This is a genomic window from Streptococcus sp. 2020WUSS084, from assembly GCF_044427445.1.
Classification (GTDB): domain Bacteria; phylum Bacillota; class Bacilli; order Lactobacillales; family Streptococcaceae; genus Streptococcus; species Streptococcus suis.
Map to the genome: position 1 here is coordinate 1 of NZ_JAOTGC010000022.1, position 22,560 is coordinate 22,560.

A 22,560-nucleotide genomic window follows, 5' to 3' on the forward strand; every position below is an offset into this window, starting at 1 on the left:
TCCCTTGAATCAGCAGTTTAGGCAAAAACAGAACTTAGTCTGAGACTAAATTCTGTTGATTTTATGCAGTTTTCTCAAAGTAACTTCTGGAAGGACGGGAACTAGAACTTACTTTGAGAATTTACCGTCGAATTTTACCTCTTCAAGTAGGTAATTGATGAATTTTTCTCCCATGTCGGACAGCAATGCCTTTTCGTGTTGGATATAGACCAATTCGATTTCATCGTCAAATTCCAGAGGAATGGATACAATATTATCTCCGTTAAGATTTGAATTGAGGATACCTGTTGCGATTGTATAGCCATCCAGACCGATTAAGAGATTGAAGAGTGTGGCACGGTCAGATACGACAATCGATTTTTTATGGTGTTCCTGGGCTAGAATTTCTTCTGCAAAGTAGAAGGAGTTGTGAATACCTTGCTCGTAGCTGAGATAGGGGAAATCTACCAAATCATCGAGAGTGATTGACTTTCTTTGTGCCAAAGGATTGGTTTTGCTGACAAATACATGTGGTTTGGCAGTGAAGAGAGTTGTATAGGATAGTCGATTGTCATCCAAAAGTTTCAGCAGAACATCACGGTTGAAATGGTTGAGGAAAAGCACTCCGATTTCTGAGCGGAAATTCTTAACGTCATCAATGATTTCCCAGGTCCGCGTTTCACGTAGGAAGAGTTCATAATCTTCCATTTCAGTTTCTTTCAAAAGCGAGACAAAGGCGTTGACGACAAAGGCATAGTGTTGAGAAGAGACACTAAATAGTTGGCGTTTTGCATTCGGATTTTTATAGCGGTCTTCCAATAGTTCGGTCTGCTCAACAATTTGACGAGCGTAGGAAAGAAACTCCATGCCATCCTTTGTCAGGGTAATGCCCTTAGAATTACGGAAAAAGATTTTAATTTTCATTTCTTTTTCCAGGTCTCGTACAGCGTTGGAAAGGCTAGGTTGGGTAATGAAGAGTTGCTTGGCAGCCTCATTCATACTGCCTGTTTCTGCAATTTTGATAATATAGTATAATTGTTGGATTCTCATACCTCTATTGTAACATGATTTGACAAATTATTCTAAAAAATGTATAATGCTGAAAATATATCCTTTAACTGAGTCCAGAGAGGCGAAGAAGGGAACGTGATAAATAGGGCAAATGCTGCCTTCTTTTCGTGTTACCTTGCTAGCCAGCAAGGTTTTTTTCTCTATATCGACTTTCTTGTTTTCTGTGTCATTGTTATATAGAATAGGAGAAAAGATGATTTTAAAAGAACAGATGTTACTGGTGGACCAAGTCCAACTAGCGCCGCGAATTTTTGCTATGACCTTGCAGGGAGATATGGTCCAAGATATGAAAATGGGGCAGTTTATCCATATTCGTGTCCCAGATGATTCCATGCTCTTGCGGAGACCAATATCTATTTCCGAGATTGATAGGAATAAGGCTCAATGTCGGATTATTTACCGAGTGGAAGGTCAAGGGACGGAAGTCTTTTCGAAAATGACTGTTGGGCAGTATTTGGATGTTATGGGACCGCTTGGGAAAGGGTTTGAAGTAGACTTTCTTAAAGAAGGTGACCGCATTCTCATCATTGGCGGAGGAATCGGTGTTCCTCCCTTGGTGGAAGTGGCGAAACAGGCGGCGAACCGTGGCGCCAATGTCACGTCAGTCATTGGCTTTGCCACTAAAGAGGCCGTCATTTTGGAAGAAGAACTGGCAAGTTGTGGGGTGATCTATGTCACAACGGATGATGGTTCCTATGGGCGTAAGGGGAATGTCGCAACGGTCGTTGAAGAGCTGACAAACGAGTTTGCAGCCATTTACTCATGTGGGGCGCCAGCTATGATGAACTATGTTGACCAACGCTTTCAGGAACATCCTCATGCCTACATTTCACTGGAGGCTAGGATGGCTTGCGGGATGGGGGCGTGCTATGCCTGTGTTGTCAAACCCAAAGAGGGACAAGAACATGAGAACAAGCGTGTCTGTAAGGAAGGTCCAGTCTTTGCGACGGGTAGTCTGATTTTATAGGAGATTGAAATGACAAAACGATTAGCGATTTCCTTACCAGGCTTGAACTTGAAAAATCCCATCATTCCAGCCTCTGGCTGCTTCGGTTTTGGTCAGGAGTATGCAGATTATTATGACCTTAATCAGCTTGGTTCCATTATGATTAAGGCGACTACCCGTCATCCTCATTATGGCAATGCGACTCCCCGTGTAGCCGAGACACCAGCAGGTATGCTCAATGCCATTGGACTTCAAAATCCAGGCGTTGATGCCGTCTTATCCGAAAAACTCCCCTGGTTGGAACAGCATTTTCCAGACTTGCCTATCATTGCCAATGTGGCTGGTTTTTCCAATGAGGAATATGCTTATGTGTCAGGAAAAATTTCAAAGGCTCCAAACGTAAAAGCTATCGAGCTGAACATTTCTTGTCCCAATGTGGACCACGGAAATAATGGTCTCTTGATTGGACAGGTACCAGAATTAGCCTATCAAGCAGTAAAAGCAGCAGTCGAAGCCTCATCTGTCCCTGTTTACGTTAAGCTGACACCAAGTGTGGCAGACATAACCTTGTTGGCCAAGGCTGCTGAGGATGCTGGAGCGACTGGCTTGACGATGATAAATACCTTGGTTGGTATGCGATTCAATCTCAAAACTCGACAACCAATCTTGGCAAATGGTACAGGAGGAATGTCAGGTCCAGCAGTTTTTCCGGTTGCTCTCAAACTCATTCGTCAGGTTGCACAGATGACTGATTTACCGATTATTGGTATGGGTGGTGTGGATACGGCGGACAAGGCTATAGAGATGATGGTTGCAGGAGCTTCAGCTGTAGGGGTAGGAACAGCCAACTTTACAGACCCATTTGCTTGTCCAAAGATTATTCAAGACTTACCAAAACGCATGGAAGTTTATGGTATTGATAGTTTGGAAGGTTTACGCCGAGAAATCAGACATAGCTTGGGTAAGCGTTGACAAAGGTAAAATAAAAGAGTAATATAAAGAAAATATCTCCTTTAACTAAGTCCAGAGAGGCTAGGAAGGTGTCATGTAATAGGCTTGAAAGGTGATTTTCAAGCTGAATTCGTGCACATCCCTGACCGATTTGGCAGGGATTTTTGTGTAAATGAAAGGATTTTATGAAAGAAACAAGACCAATTATTGCCCTTGACTTTGCAGGTAAAGAAGAAGTTCAGTCTTTTCTGGAATATTTTCCACCAGATGAGAAACTCTATGTAAAGGTTGGAATGGAGTTGTATTATGCGGAGGGACCAGGTATTATCAATTATTTGAAAGGCTGTGGTCACAGTATTTTTCTAGATTTGAAACTGCATGATATTCCTAATACCGTCGAGTCTGCTATGAAAGTCTTGGCAAAACTCGGTGTGGATATGACTAACGTTCACGCTGCTGGTGGTGTTGAGATGATGCGGGCAGCACGAAGGGGATTGGGTAAGGATGCTGTTTTAATAGCGGTCACTCAGTTGACCTCTACCTCAGAGGAGCAGATGAGAACAGACCAGAATATTCAGACTAGTTTGCAGGAAGCGGTTGTTCACTATGCTCAAAGAGCACAAGAAGCTGGTCTTGATGGGGTGGTTTGTTCAGCGCATGAGGTAGCTTTGATTAAAGATGCCACAAGTTCTGATTTTGTGTGCCTGACGCCAGGGATTCGTCCGACTGGCGGTGAAGTAGGCGATCAGAAACGAGTTATGACACCAGCAGATGCTGCTCGAATCGGTAGTGATTACATCGTAGTAGGTCGCCCGATTACGAGAGCCGACCATCCTTACCAGACCTATTTGTCTATTAAAGAGGAGTGGAATCGTAGATAAGGTTTATCAGGTTACCATCGATAGACCTATCGGGTTTATTGATAAATTTGGCAATCAGTACCCCATCAATTACGGCTACGTTCCAAATCTATTGGCTGGAGATGGTGAAGAACAAGATGTTTACATCATTTCCAAAGATGTTCGGCAGCCTTTGACAGCTTTCGAGGGGAAATTGGTCGCGATTATCCATCGTAGAGATGATGTTGAGGATAAATGGGTTCTGACAGGTCTTGATGAAAAACTTACCGTGACAGAAATAAAAGAGAAAACCAATTTCATTGAACAGTATTTTGATTCATGGATTGAAATGGTGGACTAGGAGAAATCTGTAAGAATTCAACAGGGATAAATATAGTTTTTTGTAGGGTTCATAGATTGAACCAATACTTTAGGAGTGACAGGCTATTCGGCGGAATGGTCATGTTGGAATGGTACGCATTTAGAAGGAGGTCTATTATGACACTAGCAACAGAAATCGCATCACACTTATTGGATATTAAGGCAGTTCATCTGCGCCCTGAAAAGCCGTTTACATGGGCATCAGGTATCAAATCCCCTATCTATACAGATAATCGTATTACCCTGTCTTATCCTGAAACTCGAAATCTGATTGAAGATGGCTTTGTTCAACGCATCGAAGAGGAATTTCCTGAGGTTGAGGTGATTGCCGGAACGGCCACAGCAGGTATTTCCCATGGTGCTATCATTGCAGATCGGATGAATTTGCCATTTGCTTACATCCGTAGCAAGCCAAAAGACCATGGTGCAGGGAATCAATTAGAGGGTCGCATCGTCAAGGGACAAAAAATGGTTGTCGTTGAAGACCTGATTTCTACTGGAGGGTCTGTTCTAGATGCCGTAGCAGCAGCTGAGCGTGAAGGCGCTGACGTTATTGGTGTTGTGGCAATCTTTACCTATGAATTGCCAAAGGCAGATCGTAATTTTGACAATGCTGGCGTGAAATTGGTGACGCTCAGCAATTATTCAGAATTAATCAAAGTCGCAAAAGTACAGGGATATATCAATGCAGATGGTTTGAATCTGCTTAAAAAGTTCCGTCAAAATCAAGAAACTTGGCAGGAAGATTAGATTTAAAACGAGCCCACGCACGATTTCTGGGAACTTATCCTGTAAAATGGTATAATAGTCTCTAACGTATTTTGAGAATACAATAATTGACCGTATGAGGAGAAGAACATGATTTCAGTTATCGTGCCTTGTTTTAATGAAGAAGAGGCAATTCCCTATTTTTACGATGCTATGGAGAAAGTTCGTAAGGAGATGGGGGAACAATTTGAGTATATTTTTGTCAATGATGGTTCAAAGGATAGGACATTAACGGTTTTACGCCAATTGTCTGGTCAAGACCGAGCTGTTCGCTATCTTTCCTTTTCAAGGAATTTCGGGAAAGAAGCAGCTCTCTATGCAGGTCTACAAGCTGCGCAAGGCGAGCTAGTGACTGTCATGGATGTTGATCTGCAAGATCCACCTGAAATGTTGATGGAAATGAAGGCTATGTTGGATGGAAATCCAGATTTAGATTGCGTTGGAACCCGTCGTGTCAGTCGAGATGGTGAGCCACCGATTCGTAGCTTTTTTGCAAAATTATTCTACAAATTGATGAATAAAATCAGCCAGGTCGAGGTAGTAGACGGTGCCCGTGATTTCCGTCTCATGCGTCGTCACATGGTAGATGCCATTCTATCTGTGTCTGAATACAATCGCTTTTCAAAAGGAATTTTTGCTTGGGTAGGATTCGAAACAGAATACTTGCCCTATGAAAATGTTGAGAGGGTCGCTGGTGAAACTAGTTGGTCCTTCTGGAAATTGCTTTCTTATTCTATTGAAGGAATCATCAATTTTTCAGATACACCTTTGAATATTGCCTCCTATACAGGTTTTTTCACCTTCCTATTGTCGCTAGTTCTAATGGTTTTTGTGGTTTTCAAAACCTTGGTGTTCGGAGATCCTACAATTGGCTGGCCGTCGACTATTTGTATCATCCTATTTTTGGGAGGTCTGCAGTTGATGACCATTGGTATTCTCGGTAAATATTTGGCAAAAGTTTTCTTGGAAACGAAGAAACGTCCGATTTATATTGTTAAAGAGAAAAGTTCAAACTAGGAGCAGTTTATGGAACATTCAGCTTGGCACGAATTGATAAAGGCACAGTTGCCAGAGCATTATTTTGGTAAAATTAATCAGTTTTTAGATCATGTTTATGTTGGTGGAACCATTTATCCGCCTCGTGAGAAGGTATTTGCTGCCATTCAAACAACGGATTTGGAAGAGGTTAAAGTAGTTATTTTGGGACAGGATCCCTATCACGGACCTGGTCAGGCACAGGGCTTGTCATTTTCTGTTCCGAACTCGGTACCAGCTCCGCCATCTCTTCAAAACATCTTAAAAGAATTGACGGATGATATTGGCGCCAAACAAGATCATGATTTGACAGCATGGGCGGAACAAGGTGTGCTTTTGCTCAATGCTTGTTTAACTGTTCCAGCAGGTCAGGCAAATGGACATGCAGGGCAAATCTGGGAGCCTTTTACGGACGCTGTTATTAAGGTGGTCAATAGCTTAGACCAGCCTGTTGTCTATATTCTTTGGGGTGCTTATGCTCGCAAGAAAAAGGCGTTGATAACCAATCCAAAACATCTGGTTATCGAATCTGCTCATCCAAGCCCTCTTTCAGCCTATCGAGGTTTCTTTGGAAGCAAGCCCTTCTCACAAGCAAATGCCTACTTGACTTCACAAGGCAGAACAGGAATTGATTGGCTGCGATAATAGATGGTAATGGCTTTGGTACTACAAAGGAGAATATGAATGTTATTAGTGAAAAATGGTCGAGTATTGGATCCGCAATCTGGTTTAGACAAGGTTTGCGACATCTTGATGGACGGAAGTAAGATTATTAAGATTGCGGAGTCGATTTCAGAAGATGTTGAGCAAGAAGTGATTGATGCGACAGGATTAGTCGTTGCTCCTGGTTTGGTTGATGTTCATGTGCATTTTCGGGAGCCTGGTCAGACCCATAAAGAAGATATTCATACAGGAGCTCTTTCTGCAGTAGCGGGTGGTTTTACTTCTGTTGTCATGATGGCTAACACTAATCCGACGATTTCAAATGTTGAAACCTTAAAAGGAGTATTGGATTCCGCTAAAAAAGAAGCCATCCATATTTATAGTGTGGCAACCATTACAGATAATTTCGATGGGCAAAATCTGACCGATTTTCCTGCTTTGCTAGAAGCTGGAGCGGTAGCCTTTTCGGATGATGGTATTCCTTTGACAAATGCTGGCGTGGTTAGACAAGCTATGAAATTAGCCAAAGAGCAGGGCTGTCTCATCAGCCTGCATGAAGAAGACCCTGACCTGAATGGTGTCTTGGGACTAAACGAGCAAGTAGCTGAAAAACATTTTCATGTTTGTGGAGCAACTGGCGTAGCAGAATACAGCATGGTCGCTCGCGATGTCATGATTGCCTATGAAACAGGTGCCCGTGTCCATATCCAGCATCTATCCAAAGCCGAGTCGGTCAAGGTGGTTGAATTTGTTCAAGGTCTCGGAGCAAACGTCACGGCAGAAGTAGCACCCCAACATTTTTCACGAACTGAGGACTTACTTCTAACAAAAGGTGCCAATGCTAAAATGAATCCGCCATTACGCTTGGAAAGTGACAGATTAGCGGTTATTGAGGGATTGAAATCTGGTGTTATCTCTGTCATTGCGACGGACCATGCACCTCATCATGCAGATGAGAAAAATGTAGAGGATCTCACAAAGGCCCCATCAGGAATGACAGGCTTGGAAACCTCGCTTTCACTTGGTTTGACGCATCTGGTGGAAGAAGGGCATCTGACACTCGTGCAATTGTTGGAGAAAATGACTATTAATCCAGCCAAGCTCTATGGTCTTGATGCTGGCTATCTTGCTGAAAATGGACCAGCTAATCTTGTTATTTTTGACCCAAATGCAAATCGGTTGGTTACAGCGGATTTTGCCTCGAAGTCTGCTAATTCTCCATTTGTTGGTGATAGTCTGAAAGGACAGGTCCTTTACACCATTGCAAATGGACAAATAGTATTTGGTAAATAGGAAATGAGCGGATTAGATAGCTAATTCGCTTATTTCGAACCTTTTTGACGTGTAAGCGATTTTAATGTTTTTGTTTTTCTGTAAAAAGTGTATAATAGTACTATAAGTAACACCAAAGGAAGGTTAATTTATGAAAAAGAAAGATTTATTGTTGCCTGTAATGTCCACACTCTTGTTGGCTCCATTTGTTTTAGCTCAACAAGTACAAGCTGCTGAGACAACAACTGCAGCTACCACAACCAATCAGCCAGCAACGACTGATGCAACTGCTACGGTACCAGCAACGTCAGTTGAAAACGTAGCAACGGAGGAAACTGTTGTCCCTGCTGCGGAAGAAACAGTAGAGGCAGTCATTATCCACACAAACGACGTTCACGGTCGCATTCTTGAAGAAAAGAATGTCATTGGTGACGCTAAGGCTGCGGCAGTCATTGAAGAAGAACGTGCCAAAGTAGAGAATACAATTGTAGTAGATGCTGGTGATGCCTTCCAAGGACTTCCAATTTCCAACTCTACAAAAGGTGAAGACCGCGCCAATATCATGAACCAAGTCGGCTATGATGCAATGGCTGTTGGTAACCATGAATTTGACTTTGGGATGGATCAAGCAATCAAGTACAAGGAAACTTTGAACTTCCCGCTATTGAGTGCTAACACTTACGTTAATGGCGCTCGTGTTTTTGAAGCTTCAACTATCGTCGATAAAACTCCAACTGTTGTAGGTGATGAATTTGTAGTTATCGGTGTAACAACACCTGAAACTGCTACAAAAACCCATCCGAAAAATGTTGAGGGAGTAACGTTTACCGACCCAGTCACAGAAGTCAATAAAGTGATTGACGAAGTGGAAGCGCGTGCTCTAGCAGATAATCGTGTTTACAAGAACTATATCATTCTAGCTCACCTAGGTGTCGATTCTACAACACCTGTTGAATGGAGAGGTTCAACTCTTGCTGAAGCACTTTCTAAAAATAGTAAATTAGCTGGTAAACGTGTTATTGTTATCGACGGTCATTCCCACACGGTAGAAGCAACTACCTATGGAGATAACGTTACTTATAATCAAACAGGCTCTTACTTGAACAATATTGGTAAAGTAACCTTGAAATCCGATAAATTATTGGGTGAAGCTAGTTTGATTTCTGCCGCGGATACTAAGAACGTGACGCCAAATGCTAAAATCGCAGCCTTGGTTGATGAAATTAAAGCAAAATATGAAGCTGAAAATGCTCAAGTAGTTATTGAAAATAACCCAGTAGAATTAAACGGAGATCGCTCAAACGTGCGTGTTCGTGAAACCAACTTGGGGAATGCAGTGACGGATGCGATCTATGCCTATGGTCAAACAGGATTTTCAAACAAAACTAGCCTTGCTGTGACTAACGGTGGTGGTCTACGTGCAACAATTGCTAAAGATCAGCCTGTTACAAAAGGTGATATTATTGCAGTCTTGCCATTTGGTAACATTGTTTCTCAAATCACTGTGACTGGTCAGCAAATTTATGATATGTTTACCAAGTCTTTATCATCTACATTGCAAGTGAATCCAGAAACTGGCGAGATGCTTTTAGATGAAAATGGTATGCCGCTCTTTGAAGCTAGTGGTGGATTCCTACACATTTCAGGAGCAAATGTATTCTACGATCCAACTCTTCCTGTAGAAGAACGTGTTCTTATTATCGGTATTCTTAATCCAGAGACTGGCGAATATGACGCCTTGGATCTTGAAAAAACGTACTATTTAGCAACAAATGACTTCCTTGCTGCTGGTGGTGATGGCTACACAATGCTTGGCGGAGCACGTGAAGAAGGTCCTTCAATGGACAGCGTCTTTGCTGAATACCTAAAGACAGCTGACTTATCAGCTTATGAGGTTGTCAACCCATATTCACGTATCATTCCTGTAAATTCAAGCATTGATACTGATGAAGATGGCTACCCAGACTTTATCGAAATTTTATTGGATACTGATCCAGAAAATCCAGCCTCAAATCCAGAAACTGTTCCAGCCGAAAATACGGATTCACCATCTAATCAAGTACAAAATACTTCAGCAACGGACAAGAAGACCCCAGTTGATTCTCCTAAAGTAGGAGATAAAAAACCAGAAGTAGCAAGTCCAGCAAAAACTACAAAAGCAGGAGTCTTGCCAAATACTGGTGACCAGATGAATCTGACGCTCAGCCTGTTTGGTTTAGGTCTTGCAGGACTGGCCATGGCAGTAGGTCGTAGAAAAGAAAATTAATCAATCATCTGAAAACAGGGTCTTCGGACTCTGTTTTTGACTGGAGGAAACATGCAAACTGTATTTCAATATCAAAAAGAGGGGGATCGTGAGCAGATTAGTTCTTACGTTCTGCTCAGCAACTCCCCACGTCGTAAACAATTATTGGGATTTTTACAACCACAAATCGCATCAGTTGAAGTGGATGAGCGTGGTATCGAAGAACATTTTATGAAACAATTCGCTACAGATGATTTTCTCACTCGAGCTGCAAAAACCTGTTGTGAAATTTCCAAAGCCAAATCGGACATGGATTTGGTAACTGGTCATCTCTATATTTCTGCGGATACAATCGTCGTGTCAGATGGGAAAATTTTTAACAAACCTCAAGATTTGACAGAAGCTGAAACCATGTTACGTTCCTATTTTGGAAAGAGCCATTACGTTGTAACATCTGTCTGCCTACGGACAAGTCACTCACTGGATGTTTTTTATACGGTTGCACAGATTGATTTTGTGGACTATTATCCAGCCTTGGAAGAAGCGATTCAGTCCTATATCCATGATAAACAACCACTCGACAAGGCAGGTGCATACGGTATTCAGGAGCTTGACCCACGCTTTGTAGCAGGTATTTCTGGGGATGTTCACACCATTATTGGTCTACCTGTAGCAGAAGTTTCGCGCAGGATTTTTGGGAGTGGGAAAGAACTCTACTAATCGAAAAAGAGTTCGTCTTCCCACCCCCGCACAGTTGATTAGGTCAGATTTGGAGTGTGAAACGCGAACAAATCTGCCAATCAACCACTGCGCTGAGATGTTGACACTAACCTTATTAAGTGATGCTATAATTTAGCTCAGCATTTTGAAAAATAGCAGAGCTCAATAGCTAGTTTGTGGTATAATAGTGGTCGAAAAGGAGAGTTTATGACCGTCGACATTGAAAGATACAAGCAATTGGCCCAGCAGAAGCAAGGAGAACATCGAAAATTTCTAGCAAATTTGAAGAAAAAAGCACCTAAGAATTTAGACAGAATCGTACAGGACATACACGCAGAAGTCTTTTCTGAAATTGATTGTACAGAATGTGCAAACTGTTGCAAAACATTGGGGCCACTTTTTACCGAAGCTGATATTACTCGCATTGCCAAGCATCTTCGAATGAAACTACCTGTTTTCGAAGAGATGTATTTGAGAGTAGACGAAGATGGAGATAAAGTATTTCAGGCAATGCCTTGCCCATTCCTAGGTGGAGATAATCTTTGTAGCATCTATGATGCTCGTCCCAAAGCCTGTCGAGAATTTCCGCATACTGACCGCAAGAAGATTTATCAAATCAACAATTTAACAATAAAAAATACTCTGATTTGTCCCGCAGCCTATCTCTTTGTCGAAAAGTTACGGGAGAGAATTTAAGAGGAACAAGTAAGACAAAATATTGATTTTCTGCTATAATAATAAAAAAACAAGCCGTTTTTACGGCTTTTTTCAATGAATCATATTTAGGAGGACCCCATGGCAATTATTCAATGGTTTCCGGGCCACATGTCAAAAGCTCGCAGGCAGGTGCAGGATAACATCAAGCACGTTGATTTCGTGACCATTTTGGTCGATGCTCGCCTGCCCCTATCTAGCCAAAACCCCATGCTGACCAAGATTGTCGGCGACAAGCCCAAGCTCATGATTCTCAACAAGGTTGATTTGGCTGACCCTGTTCGTACAAAAGAATGGCAGAGCTACTTTGAAGGTCAGGGCATTTGTACCCTTGCCATCAACTCAAAAGAGCAAGCGACGGTGAAAAAAGTGACCGACGCAGCCAAGAGTCTGATGAAAGACAAGATTGAACGTCTCCGCGAAAGAGGGATTCAAAAGGAGACCTTGCGAACCATGATTATCGGTATTCCAAACGCCGGAAAATCCACCCTTATGAACCGTCTGGCTGGTAAAAAAATCGCCGTTGTCGGCAACAAACCAGGTGTGACCAAGGGCCAACAGTGGCTCAAGTCCAATAAAGATCTTGAAATCCTTGATACACCAGGTATTCTCTGGCCTAAATTTGAGGACCAGGAAGTTGGACTGAAGTTGGCTCTGACTGGTGCGATTAAGGACCAGCTCTTGCCTATGGACGAGGTCACTATTTTTGGTTTGGACTATTTCAAGGTCAACTACCCAAAACGTCTACAAGAGCGGTTCAAGGGCATGGATTTGGAGCAGGAAACGCCTGAACTCATCATGGACTGGACCAAGAAACTGGGTTTCCGTGATGATTATGACCGTTTTTATAACCTCTTTGTCAAGGATGTTCGGGACGGTCGTTTGGGCACTTATACATTAGACAGGGTGAGTGACTTAGATGGCAACGATTAAGGAAGTGACGGCTCTGCTGGCTCAGGTGGACAGTCTAGACAGTCCTGTCTGGGCAGACTTGGCTCAGGACGTGCGAGCAGGGGTCCAAGCTGCTATCAAGAAACGCCAAAAGGAGTTGGAAAAAGAAGCAGCAGAAGACGCTCGCTTAGAAGCTATGCTATGTTACGAAAAAGCCCTTTATGAAAATGGAGTGGAGTTAATCGCTGGTATTGACGAAGTCGGCCGGGGTCCTCTAGCAGGTCCTGTGGTGGCAGCGGCGGTTATCTTGCCCAAAGGGTGCAAAATTCGCTACCTCAACGACTCCAAGAAAATCCCCAAGTCCAAGCACGAGTCAATCTACCAAGAAGTCATGGAGCGGGCGGTGGCAGTCGGTGTGGGCGTCAAAGATGCAGCTGTCATCGACCAGGTCAACATCTACGAGGCGACCAAGTTAGCTATGTTAGAGGCTTTGGGAAAGCTGAACCAAGAGCCTGAACATCTCTTGATAGATGCAATGAAGTTGGATACCTCCATACCGCAAATCTCTATCATTAAGGGAGATGCCAATAGCCTGTCTATCGCAGCGGCCTCTATCGTGGCTAAAGTGACGCGGGACAAAATGATGACAGACTATGACAAGGAGTTCTCAGGCTACGGTTTCGCCAAGAATGCTGGTTATGGAACGGCAGAGCATTTGGAAGGCTTGAACAAGCTAGGCATCACGCCCATTCACCGTAAGACCTTTGAGCCCATTAAGTCTATGGTAGCAGGGGGAAACTAGTTTTGACAGTCTTTTTCTGCTTATTTTTAGCGGCTATCGGTTTGTTTGCTCTCATCTATTTCTGGGAGCGGCGGTCGATTTTCATCTCCCTGTTTGCCTTGAACATCCTCGTCTGGGCCTTGGCATGGATTATCTCAACAGGCATTCTCGAAAACAATGAAATCTTGCGCTTGCTGGCTATAGCTGTGGCTATGGTGCTCTTTTTAGCCTTGTTAAGTGGTCCATTTGTCCTGCTTTTCACACTTTATCTAAATGGTTTTCAGATTTTGAAGAGAGAAGGGGTTCGTTTCCATAATTTCCTATCCATGGGACTGGCAGTCGCCCTGACTTTCTATCTCTTCATCGCTCCCTTTGTGGTTCAATCCCTTTTAGGCATCAGCTTTTTCAACATGCTGTTCGTCTACGTTGGTTTTTTGGTGTCCTATGCCATTATCATCAGCATGCTCTATACCACGTCTAGCTTTGTCAATTTGGTCAATCTCTTCCCAGGCAAGCTTGATTATGTGGTAGTCTTAGGTGCTGGCTTAATTGGTGACAAGGTAACGCCACTTTTGGCTTCGCGGATTGAAAAAGGCATAGCGATCTACCAGAAACATCCTGGTAGCAAGCTCATCATGTCAGGCGGACAGGGTCCTGATGAACTCTTGGCAGAGGGGCAGGCTATGGCTAACTATGCCTTGGAACAGGGGATTCCTGCGGAAGATATTGTGATAGAAAACCAATCAACCAATACCGAGGAAAACTTGAAATTTTCCTATGCCCTGATGAAACCTGGTAGTCGATTTGCCCTTGTAACCAATTACTATCACGTTTTCAGAGCTCTGCTATTGGCACGACAATTGAAAATCAAATGTATCGGCTACGGCGCAAAAATCAGATTTTACTTTAGCCTTAATGCCTTCATTCGGGAATTTGTTGGCTATGTGGTCATGAGCCGAAAGACGCATTTGGTATTTTTGAGCATCGTGTCAGTCCTTTATCTGATTGCAATGATTATCAGTTTGATTCATTAAAAAACAGCCTCTAGGTGACTAGAAGCTGTTTTCTTATAACATAAAGTAGACAATGGCCATATATTGCAGTGCTGAAGCCAGTAGGATAAAGAGATGCCAAATCATGTGGAAATAGGGCTTTTTCTTGGCGTAGAATAGGGCTCCAATAGTATAAGATAAGCCACCAGCCAGCATCAAAATTCCGAAAACAAGTCCAGTCTTTTGCAGAATAGCTGGCAGAATAAAGACAACCAACCAGCCCATAAAGAGATAGAGAAAAAGGCTGAATTTTTCATTGATTTTTTTGGCGAAAATTTTATAGAGAATGCCAAAAATAGTTAATCCCCATTGTAAACCAACAATTAGATACCCCAACCAACCACCGACCAAGGATAGGGCAACAGGTGTGTAGCTTCCAGCGATAGCAATGTAAATCATGCTGTGGTCGATAATCCTTAGGACGTATTTGTGAGTAGAAGCGTAGGGCATGGAGTGGTAGATGGAAGAGGATAGGAACATGAGAAATAGGCTGATGACAAAGATAGTCATGCCGACCACAGCAGTCACGTTATAATCTTGAAAAGAATGGATAGCAGTAATGGGGAGTAAGACCAACATAAGCAGGGCTCCGACTGCATGGGTGACACTGTTAGCAACCTCCTCTCCAAAGGATAGTTGCAGGCTCAATTTCAAACTAGGATTCATAGTGACTCCTTTCTAACTCCATCGTGAGTTGACGGGTTTTGTAATATAGTTTAACAGACTGGCAGGCATAACGAATGATTTCAGGAGTTTCATCACTCTCCTCATTTCGCATGCAGTCAACAAAATGATTGTATAAGGTTTCAGAGTTGTTCGAGTGGAGAAGAAGATTTAAGGTCTGACTGATTTCTTGAATAGAAAAGACATTTTTTAAGATGGTCAATGCTATCAAGCGGGCAACTTGCTGTTTTTGATATTTTTTCTTAACAGGTTTTTCAATCTGTTTGTGTTTAACGTAATTATTGATCATTGCAGCAGTTAATACTCTTCGAAAATCAACATTATCCCTTGTCAACTTGCCTTGATGAACCCCAGTTCTATCATCAGCTTCGTTTCCTGGGCTACTGTTGATTTTCATTGAGTATAAACTCTTCTGTTCAAGGCTTTCCTGAGAATTGACTACTTGATTAACATACAGCAGAACTTGGTCCAAATACAAATCCAAATCAGGTAATTCATGCCAGTAGGGGATAGTCTGTTTCATGATTGTCCACCTCCTTTTATCTAGTATCGGTAACTAGATTGTATAATATTCTGTATTTTATGTCAAACAAAATACCTTCTGTAACAAGTAAATACAGAAGGTCTGGTTATTATAGAAGGATAAGATTTTCAGGTAGTGCCATCTTGTAAAGGGAGTAAGCCCCGTCTAGATTTTTAACCTTAAAGCCCTTTTCTTTTAAGATACGTTCGGCAATGTACGAGCGAAGGCCACTATGGCAACTGACGATGTATTCTTTTGAAGTGTCTAGTTCTCCTAGCCGCTCACGGAGTTGGCCCAGAGGAATATGGATGAATTCTTTGAATTGCCCATTTGCGACCTCACCAGGATTACGGACGTCTAACAAGATTTTGCCGTTTGCTAGCTCCTCGTCTAGTTGGTGCCATTGGACATTTTGACTGATGCCTTCTGCGATGTTCATGGCAGCATATCCAATCATATTAATAGGATCTTTGGCTGAACCAAATGGTGGGGCGTAGGTCAATTCTAGTTCTGGCAAATCTTCAATCGTAAGTCCAGCCTTGATGGCAGTGGCAAGGACATCAATCCGCTTATCAATACCTTTTTGACCGACTGTCTGTGCACCAAAGATTTTTCCGTCAATAGGAGAAAAAATCAGTTTCAGAACAATATCAGTCGCACCTGGATAGTAGCTTGCATGGTCTTTTCCAGTTGTATGAACGACGGCATATTCATGGCCGAGTGATTGAACGGTACGTTCGATTAAACCAGTTGATGCTGCCACTAAATCAAAGACTTTGACGATAGCAGTACCGATTGAGCCTCTGTTAGTGCGAGCGAATCCAGCAATGACATCAGCTACCTGTCTTCCCTGACGGTTAGCAGGAGAGGCCAATGAAATCAAGGCATCCTGTCCTGTTATTTCTTGTTTAACTACAATGGCATCACCAACGGCGTAGATATTATCTTGATTGGTCTGATAGTTTTGGTCTACGAGTATTCCACCTCGAAGTCCTAGCTTGATTCCAGCATTTTTAGCCAGTTGACTATCGGGAGCAACACCAACTGATAAAATAGTTACATCAGATGATAGGGTCTGTCCATTAGAAAGTTCGACTACTTGACCCTTTTCACGAAAAGCAGTGACAGACTGCCCTGTGATTACTTTGACACCTTTACTTGTTAGCTCGGCTTCAACAAAACGTGCCATTTCCAAGTCAAAAGTAGGTAATACATGAGGAGCCTGTTCGACAAGAGTGACTTTTAAGCCTTTTAAGGCAAGATTTTCAGTCATTTCTAGACCGATAAATCCTGCACCGATAACAACTGCGTGACCAGACTTGATTTGGTTTAGCTTGGTCATTATCTTGTCTAAATCAGGTACGTTCCGAAGTGTGAAGAGATTTTCAGCTTCTTCAATTCCCTTTAAATTTGGGATGACAGGTTTGGCACCTGGTGATAGGATTAGTTTGTCGTAGTTTTCAATGATGTCACCGTTTGGAGTATTCACTGTAACAGTCTGTTTGTCAGCATTGATACTAATGACTTCATGGAAAGGGCGGACATCTAGATTAAAGCGTTTTTTCAAACTTTCTGGCGTTTGGAGTAATAAGCTATCATGCTCTGCTATTTCCCCAGAAATATGATAAGGTAAACCGCAGTTGGCAAAGGAAACGTATGGTCCTTTTTCAAACACAATGATTTCAGCATCTTCCATGAGACGACGCAGACGAGTAGCAGCAGACATACCGCCAGCAACCCCACCGACAATAACAATTTTCATTTAAACCTCCTAAATAATATCTCCAGTCCAGGCATTCATACCGCCTTGAACATTGACCGCTTGATAGCCTTGAGATGTTAAGTAATCTGTCGCCCGTTGGCTACGCATACTTGATTGACAGATGATCAGATAGTGTTTGTTTTTATCACCTTTAAATTGGTCTATTTGACTTAATGGCTGGTTGATAGCTTCTGGAATGTGACCACTGGCAAATTCATCAACTTCACGGACGTCCAACAATTTGGTGTTTTTATCTTCCAATACTTTTGGCAAATCTTGTAAAGATAAACTTTCTTTTTGCTTTAAAATTGTAGATAATATCTGTTTCAACATAAATACCTCTTCCATACCCCTAGGGGTATTTTAAATATAGCAGATGATAACGCTGATTGTCAAGTTTTAGAATTGACATTTTATGAAACAAGCAGTACCATATAGGGTATGAATACAGAGAAGAAAAAGATGATAAATCGTTTGAAACGTGCAGAAGGTCAGCTCCGTGGCATTCAAAAAATGATTGAAGAAGAGCAAGAGTGTATCGATATTGTGATGCAGCTGAGTGCAGTTCGTTCCAGTATCAACAGTATGATGGGAATGGTCATTGCTCAAAAAGTTCAAGATTGCATTGAACACCCTTCCGATAATCCCGAGGAACAAGAGGCACGGCTAGCAGAAGCTATTAATTTGATTATAAAAAAATAGGAGTAGGGCTATGTTAACAGAAAAAGAAAAGATGATAGCTGGGCAATTTTATATGGCAGCCGATCCTGAATTGAGAGAGATGCGAACCTTTGCCCGCCAACAGATGAAAAAATTTAACGAAGAACTAGATGGACAAGCCCGCTCCGAGCGATTGAAAAACTGGTTGGGAGCTACAGGTGAGCGGATTTACATGGAGCCAAATTTCTACTGTGACTACGGTAGCAATATTCATGTTGGTGAGGATTTTTACGCAAATTTTAACTGTACGATGTTGGATGTTTGTCCCATTACCATTGGGAAAAATGCCATGCTTGGTCCCAATGTACAGTTGCTAACTCCACTTCATCCACTAGATCCTGATGAACGAAATTCTGGTTTGGAATATGGCTCTCCAATTACCATTGGTGATAATTTCTGGGCTGGTGGTGGTGTGACAATCTTACCTGGTGTGACCTTGGGCAACAATGTTGTTGTTGGTGCTGGTTCCGTTGTGACCAAGTCTTTTGGTGATAATGTCGTTTTGGCTGGCAATCCTGCGCGTGTTATCAAAGAAATACCTAAAAAATAATTCTTCTTCGGGAGAATTTTTTCTTTGCCTTGCGAATAGAGTAAGTGAGGTGAAGAAAATGAATAATTTTGAATTGTTTAAATGGAAAAAAGCAGGTTTGACCAATCTTAATGTGAATAAAGTTTTGGCCTATCAAGAAAAACACGGTAAAAAATTGACTTTACGCAATGTTGCTGTAGTGTCTGAATGTAAAAATCCAGTGCTATTTATGGAAAATTATAAGAATCTAGATACAAAAGCCTGCCGCGAGGAATTTAATAAGTATCCATCATTTTCAATTTTAGATGACATCTATCCTTTGGCGCTCAAACAGATTTACAATCCACCTGTACTTTTGTTTTATCAAGGGGATTTAGAATTGCTAGAAAAATCAAAGCTGGCAGTTGTTGGTACACGAAATGCCAGTAAAAATGGTATCCAATCTGTTCAGAAAATTATCAAAGAATTGAGCAATCGTTTTGTCATTGTTAGTGGTTTGGCAAGAGGAATTGATACAGCTGCCCACATTGCCAGTTTGAAAAATGGAGGCCAAACCATTGCTGTAATCGGAACAGGTTTAGATAATATTTATCCAAAAGAAAATAAAGATTTGCAGACCTATATTGGAAAACACCATTTGGTGCTGACAGAGTATGAAGCTGGTGCTCAGCCACTCAAATACCATTTCCCAGAACGCAATCGCATCATTGCTGGGTTGGTAGAAGGTCTGGTGGTCTGTGAGGCAAAAATGCGGTCTGGCAGCTTGATTACCAGCGAACGTGCTTTGGAAGAAGGAAGAGAAGTCTATGCCATACCTGGTTCCATTATGGACGGAAAATCAGATGGTTGTCATCATCTGATTCAAGAGGGAGCAAAGTGCGTTACATCAGGCTTGGACATCATTTCTGAGTATCAATTTTAAAACAAGTCTTCCTATAGGAAAATAAATATCTTGACACTGACTGAAAAATAGTATATTCTTTGTGAGGTTAAAAATATTTGTAAGGTATAAGAATGGCTACAAAAACAGTTAGTAAGAAAAAAACAACAACCAAGAAAAATCTCGTTATTGTAGAGTCGCCTGCTAAGGCAAAAACAATCGAAAAATATCTTGGTAAAAATTATAAGGTCGTTGCTTCAGTCGGGCATATTCGAGATTTGAAGAAATCTAGTATGTCTATTGACTTTGATAACAACTATGCACCTGAGTACATCAACATCCGTGGAAAAGGACCACTCATCAATTCTTTGAAAAAAGAAGCAAAAAATGCTAAGCAAGTCTTTCTCGCGAGTGACCCGGACCGCGAAGGAGAAGCAATTTCTTGGCATTTGGCTCACATTTTGGGATTGGACGCAAACGATAAAAACCGTGTTGTCTTTAATGAAATTACAAAAGATGCAGTAAAAAATGCCTTCCAGGAGCCACGTGCTATTAACCTAGACTTGGTAGATGCCCAGCAAGCTCGACGTGTCTTAGACCGTATTGTAGGCTACTCTATCTCACCTATTTTATGGAAGAAAGTCAAAAAAGGTCTGTCAGCAGGACGTGTTCAATCGGTTGCTCTCAAATTAATAATCGACCGTGAAAATGAAATCAGCAATTTCAAACCAGAAGAATATTGGACAATTGATGCAACCTTCAAAAAGGGGAGCAAAAAATTCCAGGCTTCATTCTACGGTATAGATGGAAAGAAAACTAAAATTGAAAACAATGAGCAGGTTAAAGAAATTCTCGCCCGACTCGATGGAGATGATTTCTTAGTAGAACAGGTTGAGCGTAAGGAACGCAAACGAAATGCACCTCTGCCTTACACAACTTCTACTATGCAGATGGATGCGGCTAATAAAATCAATTTCCGTACTCGTAAAACCATGATGGTTGCCCAACAACTTTATGAGGGTGTCAGTCTTGGCGCAGGTGGTACCCAAGGTTTGATCACCTATATGCGTACGGATTCAACACGTATTAGCCCTGTTGCACAAGCACAAGCTGCTGACTTTATCACGGAGCGTTTTGGTGCTACCTATTCAAAGCATGGTAATCAAGTAAAAAATGCCAGTGGTGCACAAGATGCCCACGAAGCCATTCGTCCATCAAATGTTAACTTAACACCTGAATCAATTGCGAAATATCTGGACAAGGACCAGTTGCGACTATATACACTGATTTGGAATCGTTTTGTCGCAAGTCAGATGGCTGCAGCAGTTTTTGATACCATGAGTGTTCGTTTGGGTCAAAATGGTATTGTCTTTGCTGCTAATGGTAGCCAAGTAAAATTCGATGGTTATATGGCTGTCTATAACGACGCTGATAAAAATAAAATGTTGCCAGATATGGAACAAGGTGACACGGTGGTACGCGCGTCAACAAATCCAGAACAACACTTTACTCAGCCGCCAGCTCGCTACTCTGAAGCAACCTTAATTAAAACATTAGAAGAGAATGGTGTAGGTCGCCCGTCAACCTATGCACCAACAATTGAAACCATTCAAAAACGTTACTATGTTAAGCTTGCGGCTAAGCGATTTGAACCGACTGAACTCGGAGAAATCGTTAATAAGCTGATTGTTGAGTTCTTCCCAGATATTGTCAATGTCAAATTTACAGCCGATATGGAACAAAAATTGGATGATGTAGAAATCGGGAAAGAGCAGTGGCAGAAGGTCATTGACGGTTTCTATCAGCCATTCAATGTAGAATTATCTAAGGCAGAAGAACAGATGGAAAAAATCCAAATTAAGGATGAACCAGCTGGCTTTGACTGTGATGTTTGTGGACATGAAATGGTTATTAAATTAGGTCGCTTTGGAAAATTCTATGCATGTAGCAATTTCCCAGACTGTCGCAATACCAAGCAAATCACTAAAGAAATCGGTGTGACTTGTCCGGTTTGCCAAAAAGGGCAAGTGATTGAACGCAAGAGTAAACGCAATCGTCTTTTCTATGGTTGCGATCGCTACCCAGAGTGTGAATTTACTTCTTGGGACAAGCCAGTCGGGCGTTCTTGTCCGAAATGCGACCACTATCTCGTTGAGAAAAAAGTTCGCGGTGGTGGTAAACAAGTTGTCTGTCCAAATGGTGACTACGAAGAAGACAAGATTAAATAAGATTAAACTGCTATTCTCAAGGGAATGGCAGTTGTTTTTTATAGTCATGTTAGTTTATCTTAGCTAACTTCGACGAGCGAGAGGCTGGGCAAAAAGCCCAGCACCGCTTCTCAAAGTTAGTGTCAATATCTCAGCGCAGTGGTTGATTGGGTTTAACAGGCCAGTGGAGTAAAACTGTTCAGTGAACTGTGTCAGCCTGAGCTTAGAAATGAAAAAATCGAGCTAAAAAGGTTGGAGATAGGATTTGCGAAGCAAATCGCAGAAGTTCGTGTTTCACATTCCAAGTCTGACCTCTACAACTGAAGCGAACTAAACGGCAATACCGTTTGAAAAAATGGGTAAATTCTCAAAGTAAGTTCTAGTTCCCGTCCTTCCAGAAGTTACTCTGAGAAAACTGTATAACGCCAACAGAATTTAGTCTCAGACTAAGTTCTGTTTTTGACTAAAAATGTTGATAATAGTGAGTTTTAGGCTTGAAATTGTTGAAAAAAAGAGTACACTAAAGTTACTGGCTCTGAGACGTCTCAAAGTAAGTTCTAGCTATCTGGAATTTTGGATGGGACAAGTTCCTTTCTATTTTGAAATTATTTTTATGATAAAAACGAGCGATTACTTATCTAATAATCGAGGTGATTGGATGACGTTCTCGGAGTCAATTTTAGAGATTCCCAAAAGTGTTGCCAATTCCTCACTGTAGGTAAATGTAAAGAGTTCATAAGCCGATTTTCCGTTGAAAGCAGCTCGTTTGACGCTGTTGACATGCGAACAAACTAGGTTGATATCCTCCTGTGTCAGGTTGTCAAACGAACTTCCTTTAGGAAGAATGTCTCTGATAAGTGTGTGATTCTTCTCGATTCTCCCCTTCTGGTCAGAACGATTTGGGTCACAGAAGAATAGCTTAGATTCTCCACGAACATCCATTTCGA

At 41.9% G+C, this 22,560-nt stretch carries 23 protein-coding genes and 1 pseudogene; 18 read left to right on the forward strand and 6 right to left on the reverse strand.

What is annotated here, in order from left to right:
- Positions 1-108: 108 nt before the first annotated feature.
- Positions 109-1,029: a LysR family transcriptional regulator gene (locus ODU50_RS09655; RefSeq protein ID WP_105153626.1), complete on the reverse strand. Its 921-nt coding sequence runs from the start codon at positions 1,027-1,029 to the stop codon at positions 109-111.
- Positions 1,030-1,243: 214 nt separating this feature from the next.
- On the opposite strand from ODU50_RS09655, the gene ODU50_RS09660 reads away from it, so the two are divergent.
- The 14 genes from ODU50_RS09660 to ODU50_RS09725 all read left to right on the forward strand — a co-directional run bounded on the left by ODU50_RS09660 (position 1,244) and on the right by ODU50_RS09725 (position 14,290).
- The gene (locus ODU50_RS09660; RefSeq protein WP_238145681.1) at positions 1,244-2,017 is read left to right on the forward strand and encodes a dihydroorotate dehydrogenase electron transfer subunit; all 774 of its coding nucleotides are present in this window, start codon (positions 1,244-1,246) and stop codon (positions 2,015-2,017) included.
- Positions 2,018-2,026: 9 nt separating this feature from the next.
- Entirely contained in the window at positions 2,027-2,968 is a 942-nt protein-coding gene (locus ODU50_RS09665; RefSeq protein WP_105153625.1) for a dihydroorotate dehydrogenase, read from the forward strand.
- A 164-nt stretch (positions 2,969-3,132) separates the two neighbouring features.
- Positions 3,133-3,828, forward strand: a complete 696-nt coding sequence (gene pyrF / locus ODU50_RS09670; RefSeq protein WP_105153624.1) for an orotidine-5'-phosphate decarboxylase — start codon at positions 3,133-3,135, stop codon at positions 3,826-3,828.
- The gene (locus tag ODU50_RS09675; protein ID WP_105153623.1) at positions 3,818-4,147 is read left to right on the forward strand and encodes an inorganic diphosphatase; all 330 of its coding nucleotides are present in this window, start codon (positions 3,818-3,820) and stop codon (positions 4,145-4,147) included. Before pyrF ends, ODU50_RS09675 begins: the two co-directional genes overlap by 11 nt.
- A gap of 137 nt (positions 4,148-4,284) precedes the next feature.
- Positions 4,285-4,917 carry an orotate phosphoribosyltransferase gene (gene pyrE, locus ODU50_RS09680; RefSeq protein WP_105153622.1) on the forward strand — a complete coding sequence of 211 codons (633 nt, stop codon included), beginning with the start codon at positions 4,285-4,287 and terminating at the stop codon, positions 4,915-4,917.
- A 108-nt stretch (positions 4,918-5,025) separates the two neighbouring features.
- Positions 5,026-5,952: a glycosyltransferase family 2 protein gene (locus ODU50_RS09685; protein WP_013730366.1), complete on the forward strand. Its 927-nt coding sequence runs from the start codon at positions 5,026-5,028 to the stop codon at positions 5,950-5,952.
- A gap of 9 nt (positions 5,953-5,961) precedes the next feature.
- Positions 5,962-6,615, forward strand: a complete 654-nt coding sequence (locus tag ODU50_RS09690; RefSeq protein ID WP_105153621.1) for a uracil-DNA glycosylase — start codon at positions 5,962-5,964, stop codon at positions 6,613-6,615.
- Between the two features lie 39 nt (positions 6,616-6,654).
- Positions 6,655-7,926, forward strand: a complete 1,272-nt coding sequence (locus ODU50_RS09695; RefSeq protein WP_105153620.1) for a dihydroorotase — start codon at positions 6,655-6,657, stop codon at positions 7,924-7,926.
- A 130-nt stretch (positions 7,927-8,056) separates the two neighbouring features.
- Entirely contained in the window at positions 8,057-10,171 is a 2,115-nt protein-coding gene (nt5e, locus tag ODU50_RS09700) for a cell surface ecto-5'-nucleotidase Nt5e (protein WP_105153619.1), read from the forward strand.
- 51 nt (positions 10,172-10,222) lie between these two features.
- Positions 10,223-10,870, forward strand: a complete 648-nt coding sequence (locus ODU50_RS09705) for a nucleoside triphosphate pyrophosphatase (RefSeq protein WP_105153618.1) — start codon at positions 10,223-10,225, stop codon at positions 10,868-10,870.
- Positions 10,871-11,077: 207 nt separating this feature from the next.
- Positions 11,078-11,566 carry a YkgJ family cysteine cluster protein gene (locus ODU50_RS09710; RefSeq protein ID WP_105153617.1) on the forward strand — a complete coding sequence of 163 codons (489 nt, stop codon included), beginning with the start codon at positions 11,078-11,080 and terminating at the stop codon, positions 11,564-11,566.
- 99 nt (positions 11,567-11,665) lie between these two features.
- Complete coding sequence (gene ylqF, locus ODU50_RS09715) at positions 11,666-12,517, forward strand: ribosome biogenesis GTPase YlqF (RefSeq protein ID WP_105153616.1); 852 nt, start codon at positions 11,666-11,668, stop codon at positions 12,515-12,517.
- The gene (locus tag ODU50_RS09720) at positions 12,504-13,277 is read left to right on the forward strand and encodes a ribonuclease HII (RefSeq protein WP_105153615.1); all 774 of its coding nucleotides are present in this window, start codon (positions 12,504-12,506) and stop codon (positions 13,275-13,277) included. Before ylqF ends, ODU50_RS09720 begins: the two co-directional genes overlap by 14 nt.
- 2 nt (positions 13,278-13,279) lie before the next feature.
- Positions 13,280-14,290: a YdcF family protein gene (locus ODU50_RS09725; RefSeq protein WP_105153614.1), complete on the forward strand. Its 1,011-nt coding sequence runs from the start codon at positions 13,280-13,282 to the stop codon at positions 14,288-14,290.
- 33 nt (positions 14,291-14,323) lie between these two features.
- Here the strand turns inward: ODU50_RS09725 and ODU50_RS09730 are convergent, their stop codons facing one another.
- From ODU50_RS09730 to ODU50_RS09745, 4 genes are all read right to left on the reverse strand, one after another.
- The gene (locus tag ODU50_RS09730) at positions 14,324-14,974 is read right to left on the reverse strand and encodes a hemolysin III family protein (RefSeq protein WP_105153613.1); all 651 of its coding nucleotides are present in this window, start codon (positions 14,972-14,974) and stop codon (positions 14,324-14,326) included.
- Positions 14,964-15,515 carry a DUF1836 domain-containing protein gene (locus tag ODU50_RS09735; RefSeq protein ID WP_105153612.1) on the reverse strand — a complete coding sequence of 184 codons (552 nt, stop codon included), beginning with the start codon at positions 15,513-15,515 and terminating at the stop codon, positions 14,964-14,966. The genes ODU50_RS09730 and ODU50_RS09735 overlap by 11 nt, the downstream gene beginning before the upstream one ends.
- Positions 15,516-15,624: 109 nt before the next feature.
- Positions 15,625-17,277, reverse strand: a complete 1,653-nt coding sequence (locus ODU50_RS09740; protein WP_105153611.1) for an FAD-dependent oxidoreductase — start codon at positions 17,275-17,277, stop codon at positions 15,625-15,627.
- 9 nt (positions 17,278-17,286) lie between these two features.
- Complete coding sequence (locus ODU50_RS09745; protein WP_105153610.1) at positions 17,287-17,610, reverse strand: rhodanese-like domain-containing protein; 324 nt, start codon at positions 17,608-17,610, stop codon at positions 17,287-17,289.
- A 108-nt stretch (positions 17,611-17,718) separates the two neighbouring features.
- Between ODU50_RS09745 and ODU50_RS09750 the strand changes: the two genes are divergently transcribed.
- The 4 genes from ODU50_RS09750 to topA all read left to right on the forward strand — a co-directional run bounded on the left by ODU50_RS09750 (position 17,719) and on the right by topA (position 21,634).
- Complete coding sequence (locus ODU50_RS09750; RefSeq protein ID WP_044762876.1) at positions 17,719-17,979, forward strand: metal-sensitive transcriptional regulator; 261 nt, start codon at positions 17,719-17,721, stop codon at positions 17,977-17,979.
- A 10-nt stretch (positions 17,980-17,989) separates the two neighbouring features.
- Positions 17,990-18,547 carry a sugar O-acetyltransferase gene (locus ODU50_RS09755; protein ID WP_105153609.1) on the forward strand — a complete coding sequence of 186 codons (558 nt, stop codon included), beginning with the start codon at positions 17,990-17,992 and terminating at the stop codon, positions 18,545-18,547.
- A gap of 58 nt (positions 18,548-18,605) precedes the next feature.
- Positions 18,606-19,448, forward strand: coding sequence for a DNA-processing protein DprA (gene dprA, locus ODU50_RS09760; RefSeq protein WP_105153608.1), 843 nt, complete (start codon positions 18,606-18,608; stop codon positions 19,446-19,448).
- 92 nt (positions 19,449-19,540) lie between these two features.
- Positions 19,541-21,634, forward strand: coding sequence for a type I DNA topoisomerase (topA, locus tag ODU50_RS09765; protein ID WP_105153607.1), 2,094 nt, complete (start codon positions 19,541-19,543; stop codon positions 21,632-21,634).
- A gap of 609 nt (positions 21,635-22,243) precedes the next feature.
- Here the strand turns inward: topA and ODU50_RS09770 are convergent.
- Positions 22,244-22,560: pseudogene (locus ODU50_RS09770) on the reverse strand (IS30 family transposase); the annotation flags it as partial.